This window comes from Hahella sp. CCB-MM4 (assembly GCF_002260525.1).
GTDB lineage: Bacteria > Pseudomonadota > Gammaproteobacteria > Pseudomonadales > Oleiphilaceae > Hahella.
The window spans coordinates 94,374-109,092 of the sequence record NZ_MRYI01000019.1 but is presented as its reverse complement, the minus strand read 5'-3'; the positions used below and the strand labels follow the sequence as shown (position 1 = coordinate 109,092).

Annotated in this window: 14 protein-coding genes; 6 read left to right on the top strand and 8 right to left on the bottom strand. The window is 50.9% G+C overall.

Features of this window, described 5'->3' with window-relative positions; all coding sequences use genetic code 11:
- Positions 1-5: 5 nt before the first annotated feature.
- The gene (locus BTA51_RS24585) at positions 6-314 is read left to right on the top strand and encodes a hypothetical protein (protein ID WP_141215671.1); all 309 of its coding nucleotides are present in this window, start codon (positions 6-8) and stop codon (positions 312-314) included.
- Positions 315-321: 7 nt separating this feature from the next.
- Positions 322-735 carry a hypothetical protein gene (locus BTA51_RS24580; protein ID WP_094711722.1) on the top strand — a complete coding sequence of 138 codons (414 nt, stop codon included), beginning with the start codon at positions 322-324 and terminating at the stop codon, positions 733-735.
- 108 nt (positions 736-843) lie between these two features.
- Here BTA51_RS24580 and BTA51_RS24575 read toward each other — a convergent pair whose 3' ends face one another.
- Both BTA51_RS24575 and BTA51_RS24570 read right to left on the bottom strand, forming a co-directional pair.
- Positions 844-2,496: an acyl-CoA dehydrogenase family protein gene (locus BTA51_RS24575; protein WP_094711721.1), complete on the bottom strand. Its 1,653-nt coding sequence runs from the start codon at positions 2,494-2,496 to the stop codon at positions 844-846.
- Between the two features lie 239 nt (positions 2,497-2,735).
- Positions 2,736-3,173, bottom strand: coding sequence for a nucleoside deaminase (locus tag BTA51_RS24570; protein ID WP_094711720.1), 438 nt, complete (start codon positions 3,171-3,173; stop codon positions 2,736-2,738).
- 145 nt (positions 3,174-3,318) lie between these two features.
- Here BTA51_RS24570 and BTA51_RS24565 point away from each other — a divergent pair, with 145 nt between their 5' ends.
- Positions 3,319-4,359: a hydrolase gene (locus tag BTA51_RS24565; protein ID WP_094711719.1), complete on the top strand. Its 1,041-nt coding sequence runs from the start codon at positions 3,319-3,321 to the stop codon at positions 4,357-4,359.
- Between the two features lie 4 nt (positions 4,360-4,363).
- On the opposite strand, the gene BTA51_RS24560 is transcribed toward BTA51_RS24565, so the two are convergent.
- From BTA51_RS24560 to BTA51_RS24550, 3 genes are all read right to left on the bottom strand, one after another.
- Positions 4,364-4,804, bottom strand: coding sequence for a VOC family protein (locus tag BTA51_RS24560; protein ID WP_094711718.1), 441 nt, complete (start codon positions 4,802-4,804; stop codon positions 4,364-4,366).
- A 184-nt stretch (positions 4,805-4,988) separates the two neighbouring features.
- Positions 4,989-5,474, bottom strand: a complete 486-nt coding sequence (locus BTA51_RS24555) for an Lrp/AsnC family transcriptional regulator (protein ID WP_094711717.1) — start codon at positions 5,472-5,474, stop codon at positions 4,989-4,991.
- Between the two features lie 131 nt (positions 5,475-5,605).
- The gene (locus BTA51_RS24550) at positions 5,606-5,824 is read right to left on the bottom strand and encodes a hypothetical protein (protein ID WP_094711716.1); all 219 of its coding nucleotides are present in this window, start codon (positions 5,822-5,824) and stop codon (positions 5,606-5,608) included.
- Here BTA51_RS24550 and leuA point away from each other — a divergent pair.
- The gene (leuA, locus tag BTA51_RS24545; protein WP_094711715.1) at positions 5,810-7,492 is read left to right on the top strand and encodes a 2-isopropylmalate synthase; all 1,683 of its coding nucleotides are present in this window, start codon (positions 5,810-5,812) and stop codon (positions 7,490-7,492) included. The two genes, BTA51_RS24550 and leuA, sit on opposite strands and share 15 nt — an antisense overlap.
- Before the next feature lie 60 nt (positions 7,493-7,552).
- Here the strand turns inward: leuA and BTA51_RS24540 are convergent, their stop codons facing one another.
- The 3 genes from BTA51_RS24540 to upp form a co-directional block, all read right to left on the bottom strand.
- A complete protein-coding gene (locus tag BTA51_RS24540; RefSeq protein ID WP_305794074.1) occupies positions 7,553-8,974 on the bottom strand; it encodes a M28 family metallopeptidase in 1,422 nt (473 codons plus the stop codon).
- A gap of 443 nt (positions 8,975-9,417) precedes the next feature.
- Positions 9,418-10,734 (bottom strand): uracil-xanthine permease family protein, encoded by a 1,317-nt coding sequence (locus tag BTA51_RS24535; protein ID WP_094711713.1) that lies wholly within the window; start codon positions 10,732-10,734, stop codon positions 9,418-9,420.
- A 2-nt stretch (positions 10,735-10,736) separates the two neighbouring features.
- Positions 10,737-11,375: a uracil phosphoribosyltransferase gene (gene upp, locus BTA51_RS24530; protein WP_094711712.1), complete on the bottom strand. Its 639-nt coding sequence runs from the start codon at positions 11,373-11,375 to the stop codon at positions 10,737-10,739.
- 730 nt (positions 11,376-12,105) lie between these two features.
- Here upp and BTA51_RS24525 point away from each other — a divergent pair.
- Both BTA51_RS24525 and BTA51_RS24520 read left to right on the top strand, forming a co-directional pair.
- Positions 12,106-13,359, top strand: coding sequence for a GTP cyclohydrolase II (locus BTA51_RS24525; RefSeq protein WP_094711711.1), 1,254 nt, complete (start codon positions 12,106-12,108; stop codon positions 13,357-13,359).
- A 1-nt stretch (position 13,360) separates the two neighbouring features.
- Positions 13,361-14,653, top strand: a complete 1,293-nt coding sequence (locus BTA51_RS24520; RefSeq protein ID WP_168188282.1) for a DUF1688 family protein — start codon at positions 13,361-13,363, stop codon at positions 14,651-14,653.
- Positions 14,654-14,719: the final 66 nt, after the last annotated feature.

Here is a 14,719-nt window from a genome sequence, read left to right as displayed (position 1 = left end):
GACGCATGTCAACCTTCATGGGCTCTCTCAAGCTACGAGACTCTGTCGGCAAAGACGGTAAAAATGCATCAATAGACGTCAAGCTAATCAAAGCCTTAATCAATGTGTATTCTCGCATTAGTAAAGAAGATACATTCACAGTTGAGGAAAAGTGCGACGAAAAACTCATTAAAGCAATCAACAACTTTCAGAAGAGCATTGCGGACAATAGTCTTGCAGACTTTAAAACACAGCTAAAGAGCAAAACTAACTGGCCGGCAGTCCCCAAAGACCGCTTTAATCGCCGCAATACTTACTTAGAAAAAGCCAAGTAGGCAACATATGAGACGACTTTTCTGTTTACTTCTACTTTCTCCAATCGCCTGTTCAGCACTGACTGAAACGACAGGGATTCCGGCTTCTGTAAGCCAGGTTCAAACCGAAATTGTGAATGGTCAGATTGTCAGAATTATCCAGCACAATATGGAACTCAACCCTACCGTGCAATTTGAATTGCTTTCCCGTCCTAACTTTGAAGCCATACAAACCCTGACGATTAGCGAGATCCCTTATGATGGTGAGATGCTGAGCTTAAAGGATTCAAGCGGGGCATTCGTGGAAGACATCAGTATTGAAAATAATCACGTAAATATACTTTTTGATTACTACTTTCTTGAGGGCGGCTCAGTTCTACTGGAGTGCGAGTTACCGGTTACAAAAGAGAGCTTTGACGCACTCCAGTGCCATAAACAGTAAAAAAGACTAGCCCCTTGACTCACGAAGTCTTCCGGCAGGATCCTCACCGGTCGGAAGACTAATGTCGTTGAGAGCTTGCGCAAATTAAATCGCGCTCAAAATATTCTGCTATAAGCCTGGTCTTGCACGCTGAATAATTGCTCCAAGGTCCGCGCCTTGCCCTAACGTTCCGTACATATGACCTCCATCACGGAGACGGCTTTGTATGAACGCCCCCGCAACCTCGGCTGTAGAATATTGAATGAGTGTCACACCCTGCCAGAGTAGCGCCATGTTTTCCACCACCCGACGCAGCTGGCTTTCCTCTACGCCTGGTTGTGAAAACACCTGTTTCAGATCATGCAGGCTGGTATCGAATTCCTCATAGTGGCCTTTCGCTTTCTCCAATTCCTGGATAAAGGCATCCACAACCCGGGGTTCCCGCTGTATAGCCCTTGCCACATCGAGACACTGGACGTTGCCGGAACCTTCCCAAATAGCATTGATGGGCGACTCTCTATATAAGCGGGCCAGGACATTATCTTCCACCACCGCGACACCGCCGATACACTCCATGCTTTCATAAGTGTGCTGGGCAGCCCGCTTGCAAATCCAGTACTTCCCGACGGCTGTGCCGATGCGTATCAGCAGCTGTTCTGCTTCATCCTGCGGATTATCCAGCGCATGGGCCAGACGCATACTGATGGCCAGTGCCGCTTCAGATTCAATGGCGAGGTCCGCCAGTACATTCTGCATCAACGGCTGCTCATGCAGATTTTTGCCGAACACACTTCGTCCGCCGGTATGATGAATCGCCTGTGCGGTTGCCAGCCCCATGATGGCCGAAGATCCGACCATGCAGTCAAACCTTGTCATGGCCACCATTTCCAGAATCGTACGAACACCCCGCCCTTCTTCCCCGATCATCCAGGCAAAAGCTCCACGGTATTCAACTTCTGAAGAGGCGTTGGAGACGTTACCCATCTTGTTCTTGATACGTTGAACATACATGGCATTTTTGCTGCCGTCAGGACGCCAGCGCGGCAGCAGAAAACAGGATAAGCCACCGTCAGTCTGAGCCAACACCAGGAAAGCATCACACATCGGCGCCGAGCAAAACCACTTATGCCCCACGATCTCATACGCTTGCCCTGGACCCGCTTGTCCGATGGGACGGGCTCTCGAAGTATTGGCCCGCACATCCGACCCGCCCTGCTTTTCCGTCATTGCCATACCGATCGTCAGGCCCTGTTTCTCAAAGAACGGAACGTTGCGGGGATCATAGGTATTGACAAGGATTTTAGGCAGCCATTGCTTCGCGATATCCGGTTGATGCTGAAGTGCCGGAACACTGGCAAACGTCATGGTCAGAGGGCAGCCGCTTCCAGGATCCGCCTGACTGTGCATGTATTCGATACCCGCTCTTACGACATGGGCTCCCGGAACGGAATGGGTCCAGGGAAGGCTGTGGTGACCGGCTTCAATCGCAGACTGCATCAGCTGATGATAAGCCGGATGATAGTTCACCTGGTCAATCCGGCGACCAAACCGGTCGTGGGATTGAAACTCCGGTTTATGGCCGTTTGCGTCAAATCCCGCTCTCAGCAGTTCATGACCGACTTTATCGCCGTACGCAGCTAATTGATCCTGCCCCCAGGCCCCGCCAAATTTTTCAACGTAGTTCTGCAATACACGATCACTGTTGAAAGCATTGTAGTTTTCGAGGGGAGTCGGTTGATTGAAAACCTCGTGGGTTTCAGCCATCGGTATCTTGCCGGTCATAAGAGGGCTCGCTTACTGGTTATTCAATGGTCAGTTCCCGCCATTATAGTCCGGCCTTTTCAAAAGTTGAATAGCGATTCACTTTTTAAATAAAGAGCAACCAATGATCCATCATGGTTACTCACAGAAGTCGCCTTCAGCTCAACTTCTGATAGGTTTGATTCTCCTCAGAAAACTCTTCTCCGGAACCTTTGCAGTTTTTTCCTGGCAACCTGCAGCTTGTCATCCACAAACGAACGCTATTCGCCGATGTCCTCATTCCACAACTCAGGTGCTTTCTCAATCAGTTCGTTCATTAACCCAATACATTCCTCATTCTGCAGTACCGAGACTTCAACCCCACGGGACCGAAGCAATTCCTCTTCCCCCATAAAGGTTTTGTTTTCTCCCACAATAACCCTGGGTATGCCATAAAGGAGTATTGCTCCCGAGCACATGGGACATGGCGACAGCGTCGTATAGAGTGTGCATTCCTGATATACCTTGGCCGGCAGTCGTCCAGCATTTTCAAAGGCATCCATTTCCCCATGCAGAACAACACTTCCCTGCTGTACTCTGCGGTTGTGCCCCCGACCAATAATTTTGCCGTCATGAACGATGACGGAGCCAATAGGAATGCCTCCCTCTTCCAATCCTTTTCGGGCCTCTTCGATCGCCGCCTGCATGAATGGATCCATAAAATATCTCCTGTTTTCAAATCGTTGGATACTTCATGAATGTAGCTGGATTCATGATTAAAACAAAGGATGATTTTTTGGGTCGTGACTCGTATGCTTGAACCCCACACTGACAACAGACTCAAAAGGACAAGTCGGATTCCTCATGCTTTTCCAACCTGCTCCCTGGTTGCGCAACGCGCACCTTCAGACTCTCTGGGCGCCCCTGTTTCGCAAGCCACCAGATTTGTTCCGACAAAGAGAACGTCTGACACTCCCTGATAACGATTTTCTTGACCTGGACTGGTATCACCTACCCACCGGGAAAGCGCGTTCTGACACTGACTATTATTGTGGCACTGACTATTGCCCACTGGTCGTCCTGTTTCACGGTCTGACCGGTTCCAGCAGCAGTACGTACATACTCGGAATGCAACAGGCGCTGCTGGAACAAACCTGGACTTCAGTCGCAGTAAACTTTCGTGGGTGTTCCGGCCGCCCGAATCGTTTGCCCAGGGCCTACCACTCCGGCGAGACAGGCGATATCCATTTCGTGCTAACCACAATGCGGCAGAGATTCCCTAAGCGGCCAATCATCGCCATCGGTTACTCACTGGGCGCAAACGCCCTGTGTAAGTGGCTGGGAGAGCAGGAAAAACAGAGCATCATCAATGCAGCCGTCATTGTTTCAGCTCCTTACGAATTGGCCAGATGCTCCACCCGTTTGGATCAGGGGTTCTCCAAGGTTTACCGCAAGCGGCTGATCACAGAACTCACCGAAGGTATAGAACAAAAGAAGTCGATGTTCCTCCATACAGGGCAACATCAACATTGGCAGACGTTGGAGAATCTCGGTCCTTTGTCCGATGTGAAAAGCTTCTGGGAATTTGACAATAGAGTGGTGGCACCTTTACACGGATTCACCTCGGCAACGGATTACTATGAACGTTCCAGCGCCCGGCAATATGTGCCCTATATACAGACCCCGACATTACTGGTTCACGCGATTGACGACCCGTTCATGCCGGATGATGTAGCGCCAACACCTGATGAATGCCCTGAAAAAGTATCCCTGGTGCTGACGCCTTTCGGCGGTCACGTCGGATTCGTGACCGGCAGTTGGATTCCGTGGAAAACCGAATTCTGGTTGGAGGATTTCATTCCCAAATGGCTGTCGGAAACGATTCGCCAGGAAGTGTTTCCCTGATCGTTTACCAGGATCCGGTATTTTTCATGGAAAGCCAGGGTTCCGAAGGAGGTAAAGGTTCTCCTTTTTGCAGCAGCTCAATGGAAATATTATCGGGGGACCTGACAAAGGCCATATAGCCGTCTCTGGGAGGGCGATTGATAATCACACCATTGTCCTTCAGCTTCTGGCAAGTGTCGTAAATATTGTCCACCCGATAGGCAAGGTGTCCGAAGTTTCGCCCTCCGGTATATTCCTCAGCATCCCAGTTATAGGTCAGTTCCACCATAGGAGCCTTATTTTCACGGGCACTGTCAATGTCTCCGGGAGCCGCCAGGAAGACCAGGGTGAAACGTCCTTTTTCACTGTCTTTACGGGAGACTTCAACCAGTCCTAACTTGTTACAGTAAAAATCCAGGGAGACTTCCAAATCGGACACTCTCACCATGGTATGCAGGTATTCCATCATTCATTCCAACTCAGTTTTTATTCAGGCCAGCAGCTTACTTAGACCAACCGTTAATTCGGGCCGACTTAATATATTCAGAGCAACAGTATATTCATGCTCGCTTGGTTTGCATTCCAACTTGGCTTACTCATGCCAAGCAGAACCATTAATGTGTTTCTTATCTGCTTGATAATATGTCTGTTTAACAGTATTCCAAGGGTAACTCTGTACTGTCGATAACCCGCCTCAGCACGAAACTGGAATGCACGCCGCTGACCCCGGGGATTCGGGTGATTTTGTTTAGCAGAAAAACATGGTACGCATCCATATCCGGGATCGCTACCTTCAGCATGTAGTCCGCGTCCTGCCCTGTAATCAGATAGCATTCCTGAACTTCCGACAGCTCCCCCACCCGCCTTTCAAATTCCTCAAATCTCTCCGGCGTATGGCGGTCCATGCCAATCAAGAGGACTACGGTAAGTGCCAGGCCCAATTTTTTGCGTTCCAGTAGCGTTACCCGCTTCAGAATAATTCCCGCCTCTTCAAGCGCTTTCACTCTTCTGAGGCAGGGAGAGGGAGACAGCCCGACTTTCTCGGCAAGCTCCTGGTTGGATAGCCCCCCATCCTTTTGCAGACATTCCAGGATACGACGATCTATACGATCGATTTTGACAAGCTTCTCAGACATAGAGACAGATAATTCCAATTTTTTGTCAATAGACGAAATTTAATGCCAAATATAATCCAAACAGAACAAAGTTCGCAAACACATTGCGCAGAGCTTTTCTTACACTATGCCTCACACTCACAAAGTGAAAGTTATTCCTCTACCCGACTATCAGTCAGGCCAGGTGTTTGAATTACCAGGGAATAGAGTTGCCACGGCCACAAGCCGGATGCACGCCGGAAAACAACATTGCCATAAGCGGTCTTGCTTTCTGAAAGGCGGGATGGGAAGCCACCCGCCACCAGTAACACCACGACATAGTGATAATTGAGTGAATCTATTACAAGGATCTGACCATGAGCTTTGACCATCGCAAATACCAAGCGTTTACACCAATCCGCAAAACCGACCGTCGCTGGCCTGATCAAGTGATCGATAAAGCGCCGCTATGGTGTGCCGTGGATCTACGCGATGGTAATCAGGCACTGGTGAAGCCCATGAACGTTCATCAGAAACAACGGATGTTCGATTTGTTGGCAAAATGCGGTTTCAAAGAGATTGAAATCGGCTTTCCGGCCGCCAGCCAACCGGATTTCGACTTTTGCCGCAAACTCATTGAAGAAGACAGAATTCCCGAAGGCGTGACCATTCAGGTACTGACTCAGGCACGCCCCGAACTGATTGCCCGCACCTATGAGGCCCTTAAAGGGGTCAAGAGAGCAATTGTTCATGTCTACAATTCCACATCCACGGTTCAGCGCGAACAGGTATTCGGCCTGGACCGTGAAGGCATCAAGAGCATTGCCGTACAGGGTGCTCGTGAGGTGAAGCGCCATGCTGAGAACTATCCGGATACAGAATGGACTTTTGAATATTCACCGGAAAGCTTTACCGGAACTGAACTGGATTTCGCAGTGGAAGTCGTGGATGCCGTCAATGATGTCTGGCGCCCCGATCAGGGACAACCGGTAATTATCAACCTTCCGGCCACGGTCGAGATGGCAACCCCCAATGTCTATGCGGATCAGATTGAATGGATATGTGACAGCATGAAATATCGCCCACATGTTGTGATCAGTCTGCATACCCATAATGACCGTGGCTGCGGTGTGGCCGCGGCGGAACTCGGCGTCATGGCGGGTGCCGACCGTATTGAAGGGACACTGCTGGGGAATGGTGAGCGTACCGGCAACATGGATTTGGTCACCATGGCCATGAACCTGTACTCACAGGGAGTGGATCCTGAAGTGGATTTATCCAACATGGCCGAGATTATAGAGACGGTAGAGTCCTGTACCGAAATCAGTACACATCCGCGCCACCCCTATGCTGGAGAGCTGGTCTTTACGGCTTTCTCCGGAAGCCACCAGGACGCCATCCGGAAGTGTCTGCACCGACGCAAGCCGGACGATATCTGGAATGTCGCCTATCTGCCTATCGACCCTTCGGATCTGGGACGTCGATATGAGGAAGTGGTACGCATTAACAGCCAGTCCGGAAAGGGCGGCGTCACCCATATTCTGGAACGGGACTACAACATCAGCCTGCCCCGCTGGTTACAGATAGAATTCGCACGAGTCGTTCAGAAAGCGGCTGAAGAAACCGGGGGCGAAATCGATTCGCACACGGTCCATCGGTTGTTCGAAGAACAGTACCTCAACATTCCGAAGGGCTGGCGTCTGCGCACCTATGATTTGCACCGTACCGATGAAGGCGTTCAGGCCCAGGTTGAGTTTGGAGAGGATGCAATTGTCTCCGGACTGAGAGGATTCGGCCATGGCGCTGTCGAAGCTTTGGCAGAAGCAATCCAAAACCGCTTCCATGTAACGATCAAAGTCGATGCCTATGATGAATATGCCCTGAGCGAAGGCACCAATGCCAACGCACTGGCTTGTATCAATGTGGAAATCAACGATCAGGTGATTACCGCTGCCGCATTGGCGGAAGACACGACCACAGCTACCTTGCAGGCATTGTTAACTGCTGTCGGCCGCTACGAAACTGAGTGGGGAGCCAATCTGGAGCTCAAAGTCGGCTAAACGGGAAACTACACAAAAAAAAGGGCCAAATGGCCCTTTTTTATTGCTCAAGCAAAACGCTTACTTGATCCAGTATTTGCCCCAGTGGTCATTGTCATAAGCAACAGACTTCATCATGCGGAACATGGTGGGTGCATTTGCTGCTTCAATTTCCTCGTCGAGCAATCTGGTGGAGCGGGATAACCAGCTGGTGACAAACGCAATCGCGTCACCGTTGATTTCCAGAGCTTCCATGTCGATGTTGTTGATATCGTCACAAGCCTGGTGATAGCAGTGGTCAAGTGCAACGCCTACCTCACCGCCATACTTTGCAGCCTGCTCTTCAGTCTTGGGCACTTCAGCACCAGTGAACAATCCGCCGAAGGCAATACCGTCCTGGAAGAACTGGGCATAGTCTGAACGGAAACTGATTTCAGTGCCTTCAGATGGCAGACCGCGGATCTTGAAGTATTCTTCGAACAACTTTTCAGTGGCTTTAGAACCTGCTGGACCTTCCAGGCCGAAGTCAGATCCGTCACCGTCATAGATCATGTAGGCATAGTTGGGAGACGCGATCATGTCAAAGTTGAGATAAACCTTGATCTTGTCTTTCTCTTCCTGAGGCAGATTCTGAACATAATCAGTTGAACCTACCAGACCAGCCTCTTCAGCTCCCCACCAGGCGAATCTGACCTTGTTATGGACGCGGGCATCACGCATTTGTATTGCCAGCTCCAGGTTGGCCGCGCTGCCAGAACCGTTATCATTGATGCCGGCACCCTCAAACACAGAGTCAAGGTGAGAACCGATCATCACCACGTTGTCGGGATCGCCGCCACGGGTTTCTGCAATGACGTTCACAGTTTCAGTTTGTACGCGAACCACATCAGCCACCATGTTCATGGAGAGCTCTTTTGTTTCGGACCAGGCCACGCCATTGTCGTAGGTGGCGAAGAATACCGGAATGTTGCCGGAGTAATCATCGCTTAAGGTTGCGTTGATCAACCCTTTACGGTCATCAGTATTGCCCTGATTGAAAATGATGGCACCCACTGCACCAGCAGCTGCTGCGTTTTCAGCTTTTTGCTGGAAGCTACAGGCTCCACGCTGAACCAAAGCAATATTCCCAGCAGTGAATCCGTCAAAGTCTTCCGGCTCACAACCACTGGTAGAACCGTTGTCTGCACCCAGATCCAGATCAACCGCTTCCACCATACCGGTGACATCACCAGCATCAGTCTGGGTCAGATAATTGAAATCTTCTTCGAAGACATACTCAACACCCGAATCACCAACAGTTTTCAGTGTTCCAGGACCTTGTGGATAGAACGCATTGAATGGGAAGGTATCCAGCTTGGGCTCATATCCGGCACTCTTCAGGGTGTTCATGACATATTCAATGGAATCATCATAACCCTTCAGGCCAGCGGCCCGGGTTCCGTTATTGGCGCGGGCAATATCATTCAGCATTTCAAGATGCTGCTTGATATTTTCGGCGGTCATACAACGGGGCAATCCAATTGGACTATGGCTCAGCCGTCCGAATTTGCATTCGAATTGAGTGGGAGTGCCACTCCAATATCTGTCCAGAAAATTGCCACTATCCGCAAAAGCACTGCTAGCTGTCGAAAGAAAGACGGAAGATAGAGCGAAAGACATGTACTTAGACTTTATTATCATCAGTCGAACTCCTTTATATTGCATGTTATGCAATGTGTTTTTTTTATGTCGTCGGCTTGTGGCCGACCTACTTCCTTGGCCTGATTACTACGCCCATACCTCTTACTTCGCTGGTTAGGCAATGCAGGGGAGTTCATGGTGAACCTGCATTCTTTTTTTTAGAAGCCTTTTGGCATAAGTAATTTCCGATACAACTTTTTGCCTATATCAAATAAAAAACGCCGGATTAAACCGGCGTCAGATAAAACGTAAATAACTATCCCGATTCAGACAAGATCGTCGACTTTCTCAATATGGTGTGCAGTTGTCCCCTTCGGTACCGGCAGCAACAGATTCAGAAGAATCGCCACCACTCCACATAGAGCGATACCTTTGAGGCTCCAATCCCCCTGCCCGATCACCATTCCGCCAATTCCAAAGACCAGAGTGACGCCAACGATTACCAGATTACGGGCCTCGCTCAAATCCACTTGATGCCGGATCAGCGTATTCAGCCCCACCACAGCAATGGAACCAAACAGCAGACACAAAATGCCTCCCATGACAGGCACCGGAACGGTCTGCAGTGCAGCGCCAAATTTCCCGACGAAGGCCAATAGTATGGCGATGACGGCGGCCCAGATCATAATCTTCGGATTAAAGTTCTTGGTCAGCATCACTGCCCCGGTCACTTCCGAATAGGTCGTATTGGGAGGGCCACCAAAAGCTGCGGCAGTCGCAGTTGCCACCCCATCCCCCAACAGCGTGCGATGAAGACCCGGCTTCTGCAGATAGTCTTTTCCAGTAACAGAACCGATGGCCAGAATATCTCCCACATGCTCAATCGCGGGAGCAATGGCGACCGGGATCATAAACAGTATGGCACTCCAGTTGAGTTCCGGAGCGACGAACTCAGGCAGCGCCAGCCAGCTTGCCTGCATTACGACACCGGTATCGACCACACCGAAGAGCGCAGCCAGGACATAACCAAAGGCGACGCCCACCAGAATCGGCACCAGACGGAATATTCCCTTGCCCACGACAGCAACCACCAGGGTCACCAGCAACGCCGGCATGGAAATCATCAACGCAGTGTTATAGGGAACCAGCTGTGCGGAGCCGTCCCCGGCTTTCCCCATTGCCATATTCACGGCGACCGGCGCTAATCCCAAGCCGATGGACATGATGACCGGGCCGACCACCACCGGTGGCAGTATCCGGTCAAGGATATCGGTGCCCCGGATTTTTATCACCGCAGAAAACACCATATAGGCCAGTCCGGCCGCCATGAGACCACCGAGTGTCGCCGGTAAACCGTAGGTGGATTTTGCCGCAATGATCGGAGCAATGAATGCGAACGACGAGGCCAGGAAGATCGGCACCTGTCCTCCGGTAATGATATGGAACAACAGCGTACCGACACCGGCAGTGAATAGTGCGACATTAGGATCCAATCCGGTGATCAGCGGCATCAGGACCAAAGCACCAAACGCCACGAACAACATTTGGGCTCCAGCCAATAGCTGCTTCCACAAAGGATCATTCAGGTGCCTGTCATCAATAACCCCTGAGTTAACAGGCGACTGTATCTGGGAGTCATTCATTGTTAAACATCCTTCTGTTTGGTACCGAATATTTTATCGCCCGCATCCCCCAAGCCCGGTAAAATGTACCCCTTCTCATTCAAATGACTGTCAATTGCGGCCGTATATATATCAACATCAGGATGCCTGTCCTGCACAGCTTTAATGCCTTCAGGTGCCGCCACCAGGACCAGCGCTCGAATTTCCGCGCTGCCGGCCTTCTTCAGCAAGTCGATGGTGGAATTCAGCGAACCACCTGTCGCCAGCATGGGATCAATAATCATCGCCAGCCGCTGGTCGAGTTCGCCAACCAGCTTTTCAAGATAAGTGCTGGCTTCAAGCGTTTCTTCATTTCGAACCTGGCCGACCACGCTCACCTTAGCGCCGGGAATCAGCGACAACACCCCATCAAGCATTCCCAGGCCCGCCCGGAGAATCGGCACGACGGTCACTTTTTTACCTGACAACTTCTGTACGACGACATCACCCGCCCATCCTTTGATCGTTTCTGATTCCAACGCAAAGTCCTTGGTTGCCTCGTATGTCAGTAAAGCGGAAATTTCCTGCGCCAGCTCGCGAAAATTCTTGGTGCTTATATCTTCCCTTCGTAGCAGGCCAATTTTGTGTTGAATCAGGGGGTGTTGAATTTCGTAGACAGGCATATGGATTCTCCGGACATTTTTGCTTTTTTTCATGGGCGCAGGTTGAAGACAGTCATCAGACATTCAGAGACACCAACTGGCTAACCGGCCACTTTGCTCAAGAGGAACTATTCGATCACAAAGAGCTATTCGATCACAAAGAGCTATTTGATCAACAGGAACTATTTGATCAAGAAGAACTATACTGTAATAAAGCACTGGGCTTTCACTGAATATTAATCCAGCTACGCTGCCGGGTTAATATGGAGTGAGTGAAGACTTTATCCGTTAAGGAGTACAGCAATAGTTATGCCCTTGATGTTAGCTCACTTATACAGAGCATGCTTATTCAGAACAGGCTCCACCAGGCGCTCGCAGCGCCGCTCAGAGTTTGCGGACAAACGCCACACTCAACCAAGCGCCCGATTGCGGTGCATTTTAGCGTATTCAATCACCAAAACTGACTAAATCGACAACTTAGTGACGGCCTAAGAGGCTTTACAATAGTCTCTCAATGAGCTGATAGAGGGAGTATTCTTTGAATCCTGACCAAACAGTCAAGGATTGGAATAAAAAATGCAGCGCGAAATGTTTCGAGCTGAAGTCATGACATTGAAGTAAAAAAGTAGTACATAAAACATACAGGCAAGAAAAAGGAGCAGTCCAGGAAGTCATTACGGCAGTTTCCCTGAGGGGTAATAAACGACTAATCATGTCGGTGAAGGCGCACCGATCAGCTGAGGATAGGGCTATGGCAGTAAACAAAAATGTTCGAGCCATTTCGTTAACATCACATACTCACAGTGGTGTAAAGCATCCGGTACTCTGGGGGGCACCCAATATCTTGGATCGGGGTCCCATTATCGGCACGATCACTAATCCCGCAGATAAAAACACCATTGGTTCCCATGCGGGCTCCTATTGTGTTTACAGAGCCATGGCGGTCGCCAAAGGGGATCTTTCCCCCCTGCACAAGCCTGATCTGACCAATACTGAACCGGTCATAGAGTTAGGACCTCACCCTCAGTGGAGTGAGCAGGACAAGATTGTTTCCATTGATCCCTGGGGACACCGGGTAGCCATTGACTTCAAAGACAAGATCCAACTGGGAATGGATATCCGGCCGACCATCGCCATTACCAAGGCGCGTATCACCATACCAGAGATTCAATATGCAGTGCGCCAGGGACTGATCAAGGCAGACGGCCAGATTCTGCTGCCCAGTGGTGAGGCCAATGTCACAAAAATCGCACTTGAACCCGTATGGCATCTGCCAGGGATCGCCCGCCGTATCGGCGTGGATGAAACCACTTTGCGCAAAGCCATGTTTGAACATACCGGCGGGATGTTTCCAGAGCTGATAACCAGGCCGGACCGATCCGTTTTCCTTCCCCCCATCGGCAGCACGACCATTTATATGTTCGGAGATCATACGGCTATTCAGGATCCCTCCCGGGAGGTTGCCTGCCGGGTGCACGACGAATGTAACGGATCTGATGTGTTTGGTTCGGACATCTGTACCTGTCGGCCCTACCTGACTCATGGCATAGAAGTTTGCATCCGCATCGCTCAGCAGGGTGGCGTCGGCATTATTGTTTATAACCGCAAGGAAGGCCGCGCCCTGGGCGAGGTCACCAAGTTCCTGGTTTATAACGCCCGTAAGCGTCAGGTTGGAGGAGACCGCGCATCAGCCTACTTCCAGAGAACGGAATGTATTGCCGGGGTGGAGGATATGCGCTTTCAGCCGCTGATGCCTGACCCGCTGCATTGGCTGGGCGTCACCCGAATTGATTACATGGCTTCCATGAGCAATATGAAGTTTGACGCTCTGACCAGCCAGGGTATTCAGATCAAAAACCGCATCACCATCCCGGACGATATGATTCCCGAGGATGCCAAAGTCGAGATAGATGCCAAGATGGCCGCGGGGTACTTTTCCGACGGTAAAGTTGTCAGCGACGAAAATCTGGACAAGAAATTCGGCCGTGACCTGGAGGCTTATTAATATGAATCAGACGGATAGACCGGCAGCTAACGACAACACCGCCTACAGCGATGTGCAGTTGCATCTGTGGCGTGCCGACACCATCCGCTCACGATGCCGTGAAGTACTGGAGATAGCCCGCCGTGGAGACTTGATCGGTTACGAATACTTCCCCGAAAAGCTCCCGGCGGTGGCCGACTACGTCATTGAGGTAGCGAGAGATAACTACCCTGATCTGGAAGTACCACCGCACAGTCGCTGGCGCCATTTTTCCGCTGGCGGCGTGGACCGCTGGGCGGGGATCGCCCAGAAAATTACCGATAGTCCGGCTCAAAAAAAAGGTTCAAACGAGTCCAGCGAATTGCAGCGCAGTGCCACCGAGCTGACCATGGTCAGCGTATTGCTGGATGCCGGCGCCGGCGCTGATTGGCGCTATCGTGATTATTCTACAAACGACAAATCCGCCGCTGATACCTATTCACGTTCGGAAGGGCTGGGTCTTGCAAGCCTGGATCTCTATGGTTCCGGCTACCTTTCCTCCATTCGCAAGCCTTACCATATCGACGCTTCGGGGTTAACTTCCCTGAGTCTGGAGCAATTGGCGGAATGTTTCCAGGTATCGGACGACAACCCTCTCATCGGCCTCGAAGCCCGCTTGTCATTGCTGCATCAATTAGGACGAATGGTTGCCACCTGCCCTGCGATATTCGGCCGTGAAGGCCGCCTGGGACGACTGGTCGACTATCTGAAGAGCATGACCCAGGAGCCTTTATCGATTGATGTCGCTTTCCAGGAACTGCTGAAACTGCTGGCTGTCATCTGGCCGGAACGAATCCCGGGAGAAGTCCCTCTGGGCGATGTCTGGGAATATCCAGGAGTGGGCAAAAACGAGCCCGGTGCCAACTTAATCCCCTTTCATAAACTCACCCAATGGATGCTGTATTCATTAACCGAAGCCTGGCATCTCACCGGCATTACCACGACGGATGATCATGTTCTTACGGCCCTGGCGGAATACCGCAACGGAGGCCTGCTGTTGGATATGGGGGTTCTCAAACCGCGCAGAGAGGACTTCAGCCAACTGGAATTCAACCCCGCCGATCCCGAGGTTGTGGAACTGCGGGCTATGACGGTTGCCGTCATTGATGAGCTTTCACCTCTGATTAACGAACGTCTGACCGGCCTAGGCATAAAACTGTCTCAGGCCCAAATTCTGGAAGGCGGCACCTGGACGGCAGGGCGCCGGCTGGCTTTCGCCCGAACCCCCAATGGAGATCCCCCCATCAAATATCGAGCCGATGGCACTTTGTTCTAACCGGACAAAAATGAACGATAGAAGAGAACCAGACCACCTCGATGTGGTTCATTACCTTTGACCGAT